This is a genomic window from Roseovarius nitratireducens, assembly GCF_002925845.1.
GTDB classification, from domain to species: domain Bacteria; phylum Pseudomonadota; class Alphaproteobacteria; order Rhodobacterales; family Rhodobacteraceae; genus Roseovarius; species Roseovarius nitratireducens.
Genome location: NZ_PDNI01000030.1, coordinates 5,001 through 19,771 on the forward strand (window position 1 = coordinate 5,001; position 14,771 = coordinate 19,771).

General features: G+C 64.0%; 14 protein-coding genes and 1 tRNA gene (1 of these 15 only partly in view). 3 read left to right on the forward strand and 12 right to left on the reverse strand.

Features of this window, described 5'->3' with window-relative positions; all coding sequences use genetic code 11:
* The 3 genes in view from ggt to CRJ03_RS05730 are tightly spaced (at most 15 nt apart) and all read right to left on the reverse strand, a layout consistent with a single transcriptional unit that may run on beyond the window.
* Positions 1-1,116, reverse strand: the 5' portion of a protein-coding gene (gene ggt / locus CRJ03_RS05720) for a gamma-glutamyltransferase (RefSeq protein WP_104017951.1). It extends 654 nt beyond the left edge of the window; the window shows 1,116 of its 1,770 coding nt (coding positions 1-1,116); it begins with the start codon at positions 1,114-1,116; the stop codon falls past the left edge of the window.
* A 15-nt stretch (positions 1,117-1,131) separates the two neighbouring features.
* Entirely contained in the window at positions 1,132-2,232 is a 1,101-nt protein-coding gene (locus CRJ03_RS05725; RefSeq protein ID WP_240611571.1) for a THUMP domain-containing class I SAM-dependent RNA methyltransferase, read from the reverse strand.
* A gap of 6 nt (positions 2,233-2,238) precedes the next feature.
* Entirely contained in the window at positions 2,239-3,225 is a 987-nt protein-coding gene (locus tag CRJ03_RS05730) for a 2-hydroxyacid dehydrogenase (protein WP_104017952.1), read from the reverse strand.
* 111 nt (positions 3,226-3,336) lie between these two features.
* On the opposite strand from CRJ03_RS05730, the gene CRJ03_RS05735 reads away from it, so the two are divergent.
* From CRJ03_RS05735 to CRJ03_RS05745, 3 genes are all read left to right on the forward strand, one after another.
* Positions 3,337-3,828, forward strand: coding sequence for an SH3 domain-containing protein (locus tag CRJ03_RS05735; RefSeq protein WP_104017953.1), 492 nt, complete (start codon positions 3,337-3,339; stop codon positions 3,826-3,828).
* A 104-nt stretch (positions 3,829-3,932) separates the two neighbouring features.
* Positions 3,933-4,007: transfer RNA gene (locus tag CRJ03_RS05740), tRNA-Gln, on the forward strand.
* A gap of 234 nt (positions 4,008-4,241) precedes the next feature.
* Entirely contained in the window at positions 4,242-4,862 is a 621-nt protein-coding gene (locus CRJ03_RS05745) for an SOS response-associated peptidase (protein ID WP_104017954.1), read from the forward strand.
* Between the two features lie 23 nt (positions 4,863-4,885).
* On the opposite strand, the gene CRJ03_RS20090 is transcribed toward CRJ03_RS05745, so the two are convergent.
* The 9 genes from CRJ03_RS20090 to CRJ03_RS05790 all read right to left on the reverse strand — a co-directional run bounded on the left by CRJ03_RS20090 (position 4,886) and on the right by CRJ03_RS05790 (position 14,662).
* Entirely contained in the window at positions 4,886-5,074 is a 189-nt protein-coding gene (locus CRJ03_RS20090) for a hypothetical protein (protein WP_206018313.1), read from the reverse strand.
* A 46-nt stretch (positions 5,075-5,120) separates the two neighbouring features.
* Positions 5,121-5,468, reverse strand: coding sequence for a hypothetical protein (locus tag CRJ03_RS19635; protein ID WP_129590250.1), 348 nt, complete (start codon positions 5,466-5,468; stop codon positions 5,121-5,123).
* A gap of 3 nt (positions 5,469-5,471) precedes the next feature.
* Entirely contained in the window at positions 5,472-7,082 is a 1,611-nt protein-coding gene (locus tag CRJ03_RS05755) for a hypothetical protein (RefSeq protein ID WP_206018314.1), read from the reverse strand.
* Complete coding sequence (locus CRJ03_RS05760; protein WP_104017955.1) at positions 7,060-8,001, reverse strand: HNH endonuclease; 942 nt, start codon at positions 7,999-8,001, stop codon at positions 7,060-7,062. Before CRJ03_RS05760 ends, CRJ03_RS05755 begins: the two co-directional genes overlap by 23 nt.
* 9 nt (positions 8,002-8,010) lie before the next feature.
* Complete coding sequence (locus CRJ03_RS05765; RefSeq protein ID WP_206018315.1) at positions 8,011-8,526, reverse strand: hypothetical protein; 516 nt, start codon at positions 8,524-8,526, stop codon at positions 8,011-8,013.
* The gene (locus CRJ03_RS05770; RefSeq protein WP_165375255.1) at positions 8,523-9,380 is read right to left on the reverse strand and encodes an ORF6N domain-containing protein; all 858 of its coding nucleotides are present in this window, start codon (positions 9,378-9,380) and stop codon (positions 8,523-8,525) included. The genes CRJ03_RS05765 and CRJ03_RS05770 overlap by 4 nt, the downstream gene beginning before the upstream one ends.
* Positions 9,381-9,429: 49 nt before the next feature.
* Positions 9,430-12,435 carry a BPTD_3080 family restriction endonuclease gene (locus tag CRJ03_RS05775; RefSeq protein ID WP_369126386.1) on the reverse strand — a complete coding sequence of 1,002 codons (3,006 nt, stop codon included), beginning with the start codon at positions 12,433-12,435 and terminating at the stop codon, positions 9,430-9,432.
* A gap of 442 nt (positions 12,436-12,877) precedes the next feature.
* On the reverse strand, positions 12,878-13,414 hold the full coding sequence (locus tag CRJ03_RS05785) for an ATP-binding protein (RefSeq protein WP_104017958.1): 537 nt from the start codon (positions 13,412-13,414) through the stop codon (positions 12,878-12,880).
* 3 nt (positions 13,415-13,417) lie between these two features.
* A complete protein-coding gene (locus CRJ03_RS05790; RefSeq protein WP_104017959.1) occupies positions 13,418-14,662 on the reverse strand; it encodes a metallophosphoesterase family protein in 1,245 nt (414 codons plus the stop codon).
* Between the last annotated feature and the right edge of the window lie 109 nt (positions 14,663-14,771).

Genomic DNA, 14,771 nt, shown 5'->3' on the forward strand with positions numbered 1-14,771 from the left:
GTAGCCGGGATCGAGCAGGCCGCGCACCGGCACCGGCACGAAATCGCTGTCGGCGAGGTAACGCCCCCGGTCGGCGAAGGCGAGGCGGCTGGCATCGCCGATGAGCCGCCACGCCTCCGGGCTATCGGGACCGAGCGCGGCGAGGTCGAACGGGGCGAGCAGGCCGAGTATCTGCCCCACGGTGACGCCGCCCGAGGAGGGCGGCCCCATGCCGCAGACATCGTAGCCACGATAGGGCACGCAGGCCGCGTCGCGCTCGCGCACCTGGTAGATGGCGAGATCGGTCGCACTCAACTGTCCGGGATTGCCCTTCGCCCCCTGCACTGCCGCCGCAATGTCCTCGGCGATGGCCCCGGTATAGAACGGCTCCGGCCCCTCCGTCGCCAGTATGCGCAGCGTGTCGGCATAGGCCGGGTTGCGCAGGCTGTCGCCCTCGCGCAGCGGCGTGCCGCCGGGGAAGAAATAGGCGCGGGTGGTGTCAAAGCGCGACAACCGGTCGGCATCGCGCGCCACCAGTCCCGCCAGCCGGGGGCTGACCGAGAACCCCTTCTCCGCCAGCCGGATCGCATCGTCGAAGAGCCCCGCCCAGTCCGCGCGGCCCCAGCGGCCATGCGCCTCTGCCATCAGCGCGGGCGTCCCCGGCACGCCCACCGAGCGCCCGCCCACCACCGCCTCGAAAAAGCCGAGCGGCTGGCCGTCCTCGTCCTGAAAGAGCGTTGGCGTGGCAGCGAGCGGCGCGGTCTCGCGCCCGTCCAGCGTGGTGATATCGCCGGTGGCCCCGTCATGCCAGACGAGGAACGCACCGCCGCCGAGGCCAGAGCTTTGCGGCTCGACCAGCCCCAGCACCGCCTGCGCCGCCACCATCGCATCCGCCGCCGTGCCGCCCAGCGAGAGCACTTTTGCCCCGGCCTCGACCGCGAGCGGGTGCGCAGCGGCGATCATCCAGTCCTCGGCCACCGCCGGGCGGCCCGCCGCCTTGGCCTCTGCCGCGCCATGCAGCATGGCCGGCACGTGCAGCGCCCCGGCCCCCGCGCCCTCGGGCGCGACCGTGTCGGCGGCCTGTTGCGCCGCCACGGGCAGCGCGAGGCAGAGAAGGGTTGCAAGGATCGTGCGCATCGCCGTCTCCTTTCGTCACAACGGGTCGGTGCGCCACAGCGTCACCTTGAGCCCACCATGCGCCACCGGCGGACCCGGAGGCAAGAACGGCAACCCGGTCGCGCGGGCCAGCCCGCCATCGCTCGTGACCAGCCCCACGCGCCAGCCGCGCATCTCGCGGCGCAAGACCTCGCCAAGGCTGCCATAGAGACCGAACAGCAGCTTGCGGTTGCCGATGCGCGCGCCGTAGGGCGGGTTGACCATCACGAGGCCCGGCGGCCCCGCGGGGCGGGAAAGCGCCGAGACCGGCTGGCACGCGAAGGACACAAGCCCCGCCACGCCCGCGCGCGCGGCATTCTCAGCCGCCATGCGCACCGCGCCTGCGTCGCGGTCGAAACCGGCGAATCGCACGCCCGTCTCGCAGGGCGCAATGCCGCCGCGCATCGCCTGCCACGCGGGCGCGTCGAACGTTGCCAGGTCCTCGAAGGCAAATCGCCGGTCGCGCCCCGGCGCGAGCCCCGCCGCGATCTCCGCCGCTTCGATCGGAAAGGTGCCCGAGCCGCACATCGGATCGAGCACCGGCTCGGTCCCGTCATAGCCGCATTGCCGCAGGAACAGCGCCGCCAGCGTCTCGCGCAAGGGGGCCTTGCCGGTGGCCAGCTTGTGGCCGCGCCGGTGCAGTGGCTCGCCCGAGGTATCGACGCTCAGACTCACGAGGTCGTCATCGATCCGGGCCATGACCCGGACGGCCCCCTCGCCCCCCTCCGGCGCGCCGAAGGTCTCGGTGATCGCGCGCGCGATTCGCTGCGACGCGGCCCCGGCGTGGTAGATTTTCGAGCGGCGGCAGGTGGCCTCGACCTTGACCGGCACGTCGGGGCGCAGCACCGATCCCCAGTCGAATTTCCGCGCCCGTTTGTCGAGCTGCGCGAGGTGCATCGCACGGAATTCGCCTATACGGGCAAGCACACGGTTCGCGCCGCGAACCGTGAGGTTCGCGCGCCAGACCTCGGGCCAGCCACCAGTGATCTCGACACCGCCGGGCATGGCCCGTGCCGGGCCGAGGCCCAGTGCCGCGACCTCCTCGGCGAGCGCCGCCTCCAGCCCCGGCGCGGTGGCAAGGAATATCGCGAAATCCACCGCCGCTCAGAGCATCGCTGGCACGACCTGGTCGGGCGGGCGGTGGCCGTCCTCGAAGGTCTTGATGTTGATGATGACCTTCTCGCCCATCTCGACCCGCGCCTCGCGCGTGGCCGACCCCATGTGCGGCAACAGCACCACATTTGGCAACTCGCGCAGGCGCGGGTTGATGTCGGCTCCGCGCTCGTAGACGTCCAGACCGGCGCCTGCGATCTCTCCGGCGCGCAGCATCCGGGTCAGCGCGTTCTCGTCGATCACCTCGCCGCGGCTGGTATTCACGATCACGGCGCCAGGCTTCATCAGCTTGAGCCGCCGGGCGTTCATCAGGTGAAAGGTCGAGGGTGTGTGCGGGCAGTTGATGCTCAGCACGTCCATGCGCGCCACCATCTGGTCGAGGCTCTCCCAGTAGGTCGCACCGCATTCCTCCTCGATCTCGGGGCGCAGGCGGCGACGGTTGTGGTAATGCACCTGCATCCCGAAGGCAGCGGCGCGATGCGCCACCGCCTGCCCGATCCGCCCCATGCCGAGAATCCCCAGCCGCCGACCTGCGATGCGCCCGCCCAGGAACGCCGTCGGCGACCAGCCGCGCCAGTCACCCGTCTGCATCACCGCCAGCCCCTCGGGCAGGCGGCGCGTCACCGCGAGCATGAGCGCCATGGTCATGTCGGCGGTGTCGTCGGTCAGCACGCCAGGCGTGTTCGAGACGAGGATGCCGCGCTGCCGCGCCGTCTCGACGTCGATGTGATCGACGCCCGCGCCATAATTGGCAATGAGCTTGAGCCGTTCACCCGCTTGCCCGATCATGCCCGCGTCGATCCGGTCGGTGATGACCGGCACCAGTACATCCGCCTCCTGCATCGCCGCCGCCAGCTCCTCGCGGCTCATCGGCGTGTCGTCTTCGCGCAGCCGCACATCGAACAGCTCCTGCATCCGCCGCTCGACCGGCTCGGGCAGGCGTCGCGTAACGACAACACTCAGGGTTTCTGACGGCATGGCGGCCCTCCTCCGGCTTTTCTTTCCCGCGCGGTGCTGGCAGAGTGGCGCAGGATAAGGCGGGGCACAAGAACCCTTGCCAGCGGACCGCGCAGAAATCGGAGAGCAAACATGCGGCGGCTTGTCATGGCCCTTCTCGTCGCGGCCCTCGGCGCGGGCGCAGGTGCCGCACAGGAGCGCGGGCCCGTGACCGGGCTGCCGATGCCGCGCTACGTCTCACTCAAGGCATCCAAGGCCAATGTCCGGCGCGGCCCCAGCCTCACCCACCGCATCGACTGGGTCTACAAGCGCCGCGGCATGCCCTTGCGCATCACCGCCGAGTTCGGCCACTGGCGGCGTGTCGAAGATGTCGACGGGGCCGGCGGATGGGTGCATTACTCGCTGCTGTCGGGGGTACGCACGGTCCTCGTCGCGCAGGACCTGCTGGACATGCGCGCACGCCCCGACCCCGGCTCGATGGTCACCGCGCGGCTTGAGGCCGGGGTGATCGCGCGGCTCTCGGAATGCGGCCCCGAGTGGTGCGCGCTCTCGACCGGGGGGCATGACGGCTGGGCGCAAAAGACCACGCTGTGGGGCGTGGGCGCCCAGGAAATCGTCGAGTAGACGGCCTGAGCCGACGTATCGTCGCGGCCCGCACATGGCGCTCACATTTTTTTCCGCTGCGCTCTTGATCCGGCCAAACCGCCGGAGTAATGACCGCAGCACGCTGGGGTGTAGCCAAGTGGTAAGGCAGCGGTTTTTGGTACCGTGTACCGTAGGTTCGAATCCTACCACCCCAGCCAGAGCTTCTAAATCCATATTTTTCAATGAGTTACGCGGGAACCGGTTTCCGCCTCCGGAACACTTTTCCGGATCACGGATATGTCTCATCTTCGGCTCTTTTCACATCGACGAGTCGATCAGGGCAGAAAGGTTGCAACGCCTGACCTTCAGAACGGTATAAACAGGACAGCACACCCCACCCTCACCATCACTGCAGCTTGTAGAATCGGCACAGGACCCTTCATCGTCTGGCTATGTGCGGACGTTTCATAGACCCCAACCTGCGCGGCACCGAGTTCGAGTTCTCCGAGCTCAAGGTCACGCCCTTCCCGCGCCGGTTCAACATCAAGCCGACGCAGGAGGTCTATGTGCTCGTGGGCCAGGAGCTGACCTGTGCGCGATGGGGCCTGATCCCGAGCTGGCACAAGGGCGATCTGAAGGACTGGCGCGCCAGCACGATCAACGCCCGGATTGAGGATGCGGCGACCAAGCCCAGTTTTCGCGGGGCATGGCGCTATGGCCGCTGCCTGATCCCTGCTGGCGGCTATTACGAGTGGACCGGCACCAAGAGCCCCAAGCAGCCGCATTTCTTCTCCAGCGTCGGCAACGAGGAGACACTGTGGTTCGCGGGCCTCCTGTCGGTCTGGAACGATCTGCGCACCAGCGCGATCCTGACGCGTGCGGCGAATGACACCGTAATCCCGATCCATGACCGCATGCCGGTGATCCTCGACAGCGCTGAGCGCGAAGACTGGCTGTCAGGGTCCGACCGGACCGATCTTGGTGAAGGCTACCGCGTCAAGCATCACGCGGTTGCGCGGTTCGGGATCAGGGATGAAGGAGAGGCGCTGATCGAGCCGATAAGTGGGATTTAAGTGGGATTTAAGTGGGATTTTAACTAAAGAACGTCCGCCAAGAATTCTGATACAGGTGTCACACCAGACATCCACAGGTGATCGCGAGCCCGGGACGCGGCAACGTAAAGCAGATGTCTTTCTGTATTCATGATCTCATCGAGCCGCGCCTCGTCGGTCGCGGATATCAGACGCTCCTCAAGCGGGACGATATCCTGATCGAGCGCCAGCACGGCGACAGCGCGGTGAGCCGGGAGAGGCTGTCGGCGATGCGGAAGGTCAAGGCTCACTGCGCTCTTTCATGGATTTAACTAAGTTGGCAAATGCTGTCCGGCGCTTCTCCTCCTCGTCTTTCAGCCGTGCGCGTTCACGGTCCTTTGACTGTTGCCGCGAGCGGGAAACCTTTTGCATAACCTTTCGACGCTCTTCGGTTGACAACACATGCAAACCTGGCGCGTCGTCGCCAAAAGCCGCCTTTTTCTTTTTCCTTTTGCCCCCAGGTTTCACTCCCGCCCTACGGTCGTCAATGACGTCTTCGATCCGATCACTTCGGCCTTTGGGAGAACTCTTCGAGCCCTTGCCCGCGCGAAACACTGTAGATCCGCCGCGATAGCCACCACCGCTCATGCGCTAAACCCCCATCACCTTCATCACTTCATCTCCCAAATGGTTGATCACCTTCACCGCGATCCGCCCTGATTTCGGACGCGCAAACGGGCGCGACACCGTCCGTTTCAGGCTGTCCCATGCCTCCTGATCGATCTCGCCTTTCAGGGTCGTCTTGAGCTGTTTATACGGCACTTCGGCACCCGGGAAATAGGCGTGGCGGACGAAGAATGACTCCTCGTTGTAGTCGGTGTCGATGAACCAGCAGGCGATGTCATCGGGTTCCGAGGCCACCACTTCGCCGGTGGCGGGGCGGAAAATATCCACGCCTTTCAGTTGGATACGATACATGCCGCCCTCTTCGCGCAGCTCGATATCGGGCTCGCCGAAGACCACGAAGAGGTTGCCGCCGCCCGCCTTCAGGTCGCTGGCCATGTGGAGGTCGGGGTTCATGCGGGCTTGGAGGATGGGGACCCGGCCGAGCTTGCGGAACTCTGCCGTATGGGCGTCGAAATTGAAGGCGCAGGCGATGACGATGTCGAAGCCTGCATCGGCCGCCTCGCGGGCGCAGGCGACGAGGTCGGCGCGTTGGACGGTGCCGTATTCGGGGCCGATGAAGATGGCGGCGCGGCGCTCGGCCTCGCCTTCCATGTAGCGGCCTTCGGCGCTGATCCATTCGCCGGGCCAGGGGGTCAAGCTGTTGAAAACGATGGCGTCTTCGCGCCCCGATTGCTGCACGCCGGCCTTGGAGAGGTTCTCCAGCATCGCCTCGCGGTAATTCGCGGCCTCTTGTGCACCGGGGTCGCGATTGCCGTGGGCGGCGTCGTGTTCGTCGATCAATTCTCCATATTCATCAACGGCTTGGGTTCGGTGGGGCGAGAGGCTCTCGACGGTAAACGGCCCGGCGACGCGGATGCGTTTCTTGTCCTCAAAAGGCTTGTCATAGAGGTATTCGTGATCGGCCTTGGCGGCGATGGAGGCGTCGATTTCGCGCTGCCGGTCGATGCGCGCCTGCCAGAATTGGGCGAGGGCCTCAACCGCCGCGTCGGGCCATTTTGGCACGTCGGTATTCTGTCGGTATTGCGTCGGTATCGCGTCGGTGGCGTCGGGGGCTTCGCGCGGGACCTCCCATTCCATGAAACCGTTCGCCGGGGCCATCTCTCCGCTTGGCAATTCGACCTCTCCGCGGGCGGTGAAGTCGATGACCTGCCCCTTGCGCCCGCCGCTCGTGACCTCGTATGGCACGGGGTGCCCGGCGAGGGCGGTGTTGAGCGCGGCGAGGGCGGCCTCGACGGAGGGTTGCCTTGCCTCCCAGATCTCGTCGATCTCGGTGTTGTTGGCGATGCTCTTGAGCGTGATATGCGGCACGCGGGCGTAGACGAAGCCGTGGCGGATGTCGTCATAGGTGGCGTGGGTGGCGGGGCTGCTGCGCGTGACCTCGGCCTCTTTGCGCTGCCCTTCCTCGGAATCCTTGAGCAGATACCAGGGGTATTTGGCGCCCATGATGCGGGCGCGGGCGAGGACGAGGGCCACGCGCGAGGTGTCGATTGTGATCCAGCGGCGGCCCCATTGCTCGGCCACGTAAGCGGTGGTGCCGGAGCCGCAGGTGGGATTAGCCGATGAAGCGTTGTTCACGGTGCCACGTCAGGAACTCTTTTGACGGCTGCCAAAGTTCATTGTCCGGCTTTCGCATTTCCTTGCCGTGCAACTTTCGGTACTCGTGCCCATTGTTAAAAATTGTCTTCACTTGCGGGCTGACTATAAATCGGCCCGCCTCATCAAAGGTGGCGAACCCGGCATCAAAAACGCTGTGGATGTCTTTGCGCAATAATATTCCGTTCTGTATGGAATGATCCCCGCCTTCGGAAAATGGCTTGATGTGGGCAGCGTCCAGAGCCGGTGCTACGCGCGTGCCGGAAATCGCACATTCGTTCTGGTAAGCGCGTGTCACATTGATCCGAAAGGTGCCTTGGCCAATGCGGGGCTTGATTGGAATGGGCAGACCGTACCCGCCTTGCGGTGTCGTCATGAGACCCGGAAAGTCATAGCGCGGGGCGACCGCTTCGGGAAATCCTCCGGCACGAGTTTCAAGTTCGTTCAAGAGGTGGGCGCCTGCCTGAGTGTCTGTTGAGTAAGTCTTGCCGGTTACGATGTTGTCTGCCCAGTCTGACGGCGGATCAAACCAAAGATTTTCGGGAAAAAAGACCTGATGAACCAGAACCCGCACGCCTATGAACGAATACTCGTTCACGTCCGGATTCTTTCGGATCGTCGCGATTTTTCTTACGAAAGTCGCGAGATCGGGCACTCCGTTTCCCTCTCCGAAGGCTTGCCATGCATGATACAACTGCGCGTCGGCGCTTACCGTCAGAACGCCGAAACCGGCGATCTTGCTGCGCGGGGCCTTGAGCTTGAAAGCGAAAATCCCACCTTCCCCAACCGCTTTGAAGGTTTGGGGTGTCGGTTTCCAAAAGTTGATTTCCGGCAAGTCAGGCCTGACCCTGAGGAAGTCGAACCAATCGTTGTCAGTTACGGCACAGTATATCTGTCTCATTGTTTCAGACTAGCCCTTACCGTAGGGCGGGTCGATATAGATCGCCTGCACGCTCCCCTTTAGCCCCTCGCGCTCGGCCAATGAGGCCATCACCTGTAGCCCGTCGCCCAGGATCATCCGGTTCGACCAGCGGGTGGCGTGGCGGTAGAACTCCACCTCGGCCTCGGCATCCTCGTCCGTCACCCCGAAATGATCGAAGAGATCCGCGCCCGCGCCCTCGCCATTGCGCTGCCCGCCGCGGCGCAGATCCTCGATGATCGCCTTGGGGTGCACCTGTTCCTGCAGGTAGATGGGGGGCGCGTCGGCGGTGACGTGGGTGGCGTCGATATCCTTGCCCCGCCAGATCAGTTGCGGATCGAGATCGGGGTTGCGCCGCGCATAGGCGGTGCGGATCGGGGCGGCGTCAGACGGGTCCATCATCGGGGCGAGTTCCGGCGTGGGAATGTTCACGCGGTCGTCGGGGTGGGTGATGGGGTCGATCGGGGTGCGCCCCTTTGGGACGACGGGGGTGCGTTTGTCGGTCATTGGTCGGTCTCCTTGGTGTCCGGCAGGCGCAGCACGTCTTGCGTGCCGGTCAGGAACTTCTGATTGAGTGTCACAAGGGCGTTCGGCTCCATCTCGTCGAGCAGCTGGAGCGTGTCGCGCACCAGTGCGATGCGGTTGCGCAGGTTTTCCAGCGCCATCGCCTCATGCTCCAGTTCCGATTTGCGGGCCTTGACGGCGCGATCCTGACGCAGGCTCTGGACCTCTTCGAGAAGTTTGAGGATTTCGGCCTCCAGCTTTTCATTCTCGAGCCCCTTGCGCCGCAGCCGCGCCTTGAGATCGTCGTAGAGCGTGGCCCCGAGCGAGGAGATTTCATCGCGCACGGTGCGCCCGCCCGGGTCGATCTCTGTCTGCATGAGGGTGTCGATCTGATCGAGGAGGCGGGATTTTAGCTGGGTGATCCGGGCCGCGATATCGGCCTTTGGCAGCAGGCGACCGGGATTGGCGATCTGCACGTTGTTGCGGCCTTGTGCGATCTGGACATAGACCTCGGTGAACAGGTCGATGATGAGGTCTGTCGCCTCGAGTGCCTTGGGCGATTTCAGAACCGTGGCCAGCCGGGCAACGCCCTTTTGTGTGTAGACCATCGGCGGCATCTGCGATCCGCCGCGCCCTTTCGGCTTCGGGATCACGCCCTGTGATCTGAGAAAGTCGCGCTGTTGCTTGCTCAGGCGAAAGGCGTGACGATCATCGAATTTCTCGGGGTTGCGCGAAACGGCCTGATTGATCACACGCACGTCTTCCTCGAAGGCGCGGGCGACCCATGTGTCGAGCAGGACCGGCGCGCCCTCGAACATGAGCACGCCGGGATGGTCTAGCGGATCGTCCTGCGTCATGCAGCGCCCCCGCTGTTCGAGATCACACTGTGTGATCTGGAAAGGCGTCTCATGCGGGCTCTCCTTGCAGCATGGCGGTGATCGCGGCGTCGAGGTCCGGGCCGAAATCATGCACGGAGCGCAGTTCGGCAAAGCCCCAGTGGCCGTAGGTGCCCAGACGGTTGACGGCGGGCACCCATTTGTTGCGGATGGTGTCGGCCTTGAGCATGGCGTCGTGGCCGCGGTAGCCCTTGACCTCGATGATGAGGGTCGTGGGCTCGGGCGTGTCCAGCCGGATCAGGAAATCGGGCAGGTAGGTGTGCGGCTCGCCCTCCACCAGGTAGGGGATTTCGAGCCCGAGATTGTGGTTCTTGGCGAAAGCGAGGACACGGGGGTGATCCTCGATCTGGGCGGCGAGTTTATCCTCCCAGTCGCTGTCGGTGATGATCCAGTTGATGTGGGATTTGTCGGGGCGCGGATGGTAGCGGGTGGCTTTCGAGGTGTTGAAGTTGACGCCCGAGGTGGAGCCGGTGGGGTTGTAGGGATCGAGCACGGCGCGCAGGATTTTCTCGCCGCCGGGCCGGTCGATCAGCGCGCCGAAGATGATGTCGCAGACCTCGTCGGCCAGTTCGCGGTAGAGAAGCTGGGCGGGGACGGTATCGCCCTTGCAGACGAGGTGGCCCTCGGTCAGCCATTGGTTGACGATGCGCTTGGCCGCCGGGAAGAGGTGCATGCGCGGGGCCTCGTTCGCATCACGCAGCTTCTCGAAGATCATGTGCTTGGCGATATGGGTGGCGATGGTGGAGAGGCGCTGCGCCTTGAGGTAGTCGAGCGTGAGTTTCTCTGACGCACCGACGATGCCCTGCATGGTGACGACGGTGGCGGAGACCTTTTCGGGGGTGAGCACGTAAGGCTCCAGCCCCGAGAAATCGGCGGTGAGCCGGTCGGGGGGCAGATCGGCGGTATAGCCCTGCACGCGGGGGAAGGTGATTTCCAGCGCGTCGCGCTCTGGGCTGATGGCGCGGACATTGACCACGTCGCGCGGCGGCTGCGGCGGGGCGACGCGCGGCCCGTCGGAGAAGTTTAGCCCGTCGATGCCGAGGATATCGGCATATTCGGTGCGGAACAGGCCGTCCTCATCGGTGTCATAGGACAGGCGGCGCAGGGCGCGACCGATGACCTGCTCGCAGATCAGCTTGGTACCGAAGGCGCGCAGGCCGAGGATATGGGTGACGTTGTTGGCGTCCCATCCCTCGGTCAGCATCGAGACCGAGACGACGCAGCGCACCTGCTCGCCGAGGCGGTCCTTCTTGCCCACGGTGTTCATCACCTCGCGCAGGATGTCGGCATCGGTCAGGTCGCTGGCGATGTTGCGCTCGGCCTGTTCGCGGCGGAATGCCTCGATCTCGTCGGCATTGGCATCGCGGAAGGATTTGTCGATATCGCCGCCCGCCTCGAGCGTGGCGCTGTCGATGAGGACGGTGCGCGGGCGCGGCAGCCGTTCGAGATCGGTCGAGAAGTTGGAGAAGAGAGGGCATTTGCCGGGGACGGTTTCGATATTGCCCTCGGCATCCTCGCGCTCATAGCCCGCCATGTAGTCGCGCAGAAGCTGGGAGTTGGCGGTGTTGTTGCACACCACGATGAAGACCGGCGGAATGCCCACCCGCTCGTCCTGCCACAGCTTGAAGGTCTTCTCGTAATGGCCGTAGAGCGCGTCGATGGCGGATTTCAACTCGATGGGGAGCTTCTGCGGATCGGGCGGCGTTCCCCTGGCCTTCTTGGGCATCTTCTTCCCGATGGCCTTCCACAGATTGCGATAGAGCGGTTCCGGCTGTCCCGGCACGTTGTCGGCCACCGGCACGCGCGGCAGCTTGACGATACCGCATTCGATGGCGTCCATCAGTGAGAAGTCGGAAACCACCCATGGAAAAAGCACGCCCTCGGGCCAACCCGAACCAGACAGGAAGAACGGCGTGGCCGATAGGTCATAGACGGCTTGCAGCCCGAGTTTGCGCTTGGCGGCCTCGATCCCGGAAATCCAGAGCCGGGCCGCCTCGCGGTTTTCCTCGGCCTCCTTGCGGTCGTCGCCCGTGAGCTTTTCAACCTCGGCGGCCGGTCTTTCGCGGTAGCAATGGTGGGCCTCGTCATTGATGACCATGATCCGGCCCAGCCCCATCAATTCGGGCATGACGCGCTGGATCATCTGTCCTTCGGTCTCGAGCGTGACGAGGTCCTCGCCATGGCCTTCCAGCGCGGCGCGCGTGCCCTTGGCAAGCTGCACCTTCTCGCGCAGCTTGAACGCGTGATAATTCGTCAGCACGATCTGGGCGCGCTGCATGTCCTGCATCAGATCGCCAGGGACCAGGTTGATCCGGCGGTAATAATTGTCTGCATCGTTGGGCAGCAGCACGCGCAGGCGGTCGCGGATCGTGATGCCTGGCGTGACGATCAGGAAGCCACGGGTGAAGGTCTTGGAGTTCGCGCTGCGCACGGCGTTGAGCGTCTGCCAAGCGATCAGCATGGCCATGACGGTCGTCTTGCCCGCGCCGGTAGCCAGTTTCAACGCGATGCGGAAGAGATCCGGATTGGCGGCATCGTTCGCCGCCTCCAGACGGGCCTTGAACCGCTTGCCGCGTGCGCCCAGCTTCGGCGCGACCTCGGCAAGCCAGATCGCCACCTCGACGGCTTCGAGCTGACAAAAGAACGGGCGGATGGTCTGGCTCTCGTCGGTTTGCAGGGCGCGCCAGTGCTGCAAGAGCCGCTGCGTTGTGGGCGAAACCTGCCATTGCGCCGGGTTCGGCAGCGAGCGCCAGACATCCACCTCGCGCCGGATTTCGTTGACGAACTCGGTGACGTTGAAGTCGATGCCAAGGCCGCCCAGTCCCTCGGTGCTCAGGTCCAGCTCATCCTGCTGGAGCCCCTTGCGGCTTTTCGATTGTGGCATCGCCGAGATGAGATCTGAGCGTCGGCGTGAGTCGATGACCCTGTCCGTCGGTCGCCCATCGTCATCCAGCTCCCAATGGCGGGTTGGCATGGCATAGGGGGTGTTGAGAACGGGTTTTTCGAAGAAAGACATGGGGGTATCCGATCTCTCAGTAGCCGTGAGTGACGGCTCGCGACACGGCAGCATTCGCTAAGGGTCCAAGCATGCGGTCGGCACGGTGGACCGTCGCAACCCTGATGGATCGCGGGAACAAAAGCCGCCACGAAACCTTGCCATATTCCGATTGCTTGAAGTCACCCCTGAGGAGTTCCGCGAGCGACCAGACGAAACTCCCGAGGTTCTTGATATCGTTAATGCTCATGACCGTCCCTGATTTTCCCGTTCAGGATGTGCGGTGAACGACCGGAGCGCAAGTGTCAGCGAATAAGTTGTCGTGACAGGTCAGGACTGCTCCCGCTGTTGCGCATTTCGACCAAAATCATCAGCGACCGGTCCTCAAGGGCTGAATATTTTCGAATAGGGTGCCCGCAAGAGAACAAGAAGTTACCTCCAGCTGCGCTAGAATTTCGACCTATCAAGCTTGCGTGCGACGTTCTACGCGGTCCGCGCGCAATTCGTCCAGCTGTGCCGCCAGATCGGTCAACCCGGCGCTGGCCTGGAACAACAGTTCGCCCAGGTCGCCCTTGCTGGCCAGTATGCTTTCACCGCCATCATCCAGAGTCTGGCGATTGAGCGAGAACATCGCCGCATAGGACGACCGGTCGAGCCCACGCAGCCCACCGTGCAGCAGCGCCTCGCCCAGTGGCGCGCCACTCCCGTCGAGCAGCGAGTTGTCGCGTTTCTTGATCCGGAGGAGATCATGCGTCTGGCCGTCGATGTCCAGCGCAGCCCCCAGCTGCATTGTCTGATAGGAGTGAATGAACGCCATTCTACTTTGCACGGGGATCTGGAACAACAAATCCAGCCAGCCTTCCAGCAGCGTGGATTTCCCGGCCTCGTTGGCACCATAAATCACATGCAGGTCGGGGGCGCCCGGCGCAGGGGCAGGAAAGCCAAGGCTCGCGTCGGTGAACTTGCCATAGCGGGTAAGGTCGAGCCGGTTCAGTCGCATCGCTCAGGCATCATTCTCTTCCAGGCGCGCAAGCACCTCCATGGCACCCTGCTGCATCGCCTCGGCGACAGCGGCGGCGGTCTGCTCTTCGCTCTCGCCCAGAAGCCCCCGCAACTCGCGCGGGAGATGCTTCAGCAGTCGCTCTACTTCGTCCTGAACGATGGGATCATCCGGGGGTAGGCTTGCCTCTTTGATGATCCGCGCCAGTTCCCCCACCGCGCCACCGGGAGACGCGATGGATCCAGTGTCTAACGCGACCTCGATCTTGTCTATCCAAAGCGTGCCGATCTGTTCGGCGACGTTCTGTGCCTCGGCGTGCAGCAGGTCGACATCACGACCCACCCTCCAGGCTAGCGACGTCGCTCCGGTCAGCACAGGCCGAACGATCAGGTGTTCGCCATTGTGTTCCCGTCGCGCCGTGCGAATGGCTTGCCTCAGTGCATCTACAAGTTCGCGCCAGTCGGACAGTTGACGGCATTCGACCGGGAGCCGTTCGAACTGCGCCACCGCGAGATGCCGTTCGTCCATTTCGACAGCATCATCATCGGCTACCGAAACAAGCGTGACCGACTTGGCTCCGGCTTCGCCTATGTCGCGCCCTTGCGGAATGCCCGGCATGACCACGGTCGTGGTGCCAGGATAAGCTGCGCGCTGGTGGATATGTCCGAGGGCCCAGTAGTCGAACCCGGTAGCCTGCAAATCGGACAATGTGCAGGGGGCGTATGGGTCATGGCCCTGAGCTCCACCCAGAGAGGTATGCAGCAACCCGATGTTGAATGCCCCCTGCACCGGGGGCTGGAAACGGTCCAGAAGAGTCTCGGGGGCGTGCGGGTCGCGAAACGAAATGCCGTGAACAGCGACCGCATGATCGCCCCAAGTTGTTTCGATGACGCTGGCCTTCCCGGTAAACACCGTAACACTGTCTGGCAGCGTCAATTCGCGCGTGATTCTTGAAGCGGCGTCGTGGTTTCCACGGATTACGAATGCCGGAATGTCTGCGGCAGCCAAGCGTTCCATCTCTTGCGCTAGAAAGCGGGCCGTCTTCATCGAGGTCTGACTGCCATCGTAAAGGTCGCCGGCGACCAGGAGGGCCTGCACATCCTCGGCCATGCAAAGATCAACTATCCGGGTAAATGTGGCACGGGTCGCATTGCCGACCAGTTCGGCCAGTCCCTCATCGCGCAGGGCAAGGGACTTCAATGGGGAGTCCAGGTGAATGTCCGCCGTGTGAACGAACTTGAATGCCACCCCGACCCCTCGTGCAGATTAAACCTATGGGAGAACTTGGGACTACGGTCCATTAACCGTCAAGGGAGAAATCTTGAGTCTGCCGCCGGACGTTCACGCGCTGTTCAAG

Coding starts and splice junctions, on each gene's coding strand:
- CRJ03_RS05730 (WP_104017952.1), bottom strand. CDS start 3,225: ATGCCGTCAGAAACCCTGAGTGTTGTCGTTACGCGACGCCTGCCCGAG.
- CRJ03_RS05735 (WP_104017953.1), top strand. CDS start 3,337: ATGCGGCGGCTTGTCATGGCCCTTCTCGTCGCGGCCCTCGGCGCGGGC.
- CRJ03_RS05745 (WP_104017954.1), top strand. CDS start 4,242: ATGTGCGGACGTTTCATAGACCCCAACCTGCGCGGCACCGAGTTCGAG.
- CRJ03_RS19635 (WP_129590250.1), bottom strand. CDS start 5,468: ATGAGCGGTGGTGGCTATCGCGGCGGATCTACAGTGTTTCGCGCGGGC.
- CRJ03_RS05760 (WP_104017955.1), bottom strand. CDS start 8,001: ATGAGACAGATATACTGTGCCGTAACTGACAACGATTGGTTCGACTTC.
- CRJ03_RS05765 (WP_206018315.1), bottom strand. CDS start 8,526: ATGACCGACAAACGCACCCCCGTCGTCCCAAAGGGGCGCACCCCGATC.
- CRJ03_RS05770 (WP_165375255.1), bottom strand. CDS start 9,380: ATGACGCAGGACGATCCGCTAGACCATCCCGGCGTGCTCATGTTCGAG.
- CRJ03_RS05775 (WP_369126386.1), bottom strand. CDS start 12,435: ATGTCTTTCTTCGAAAAACCCGTTCTCAACACCCCCTATGCCATGCCA.
- CRJ03_RS05785 (WP_104017958.1), bottom strand. CDS start 13,414: ATGCGACTGAACCGGCTCGACCTTACCCGCTATGGCAAGTTCACCGAC.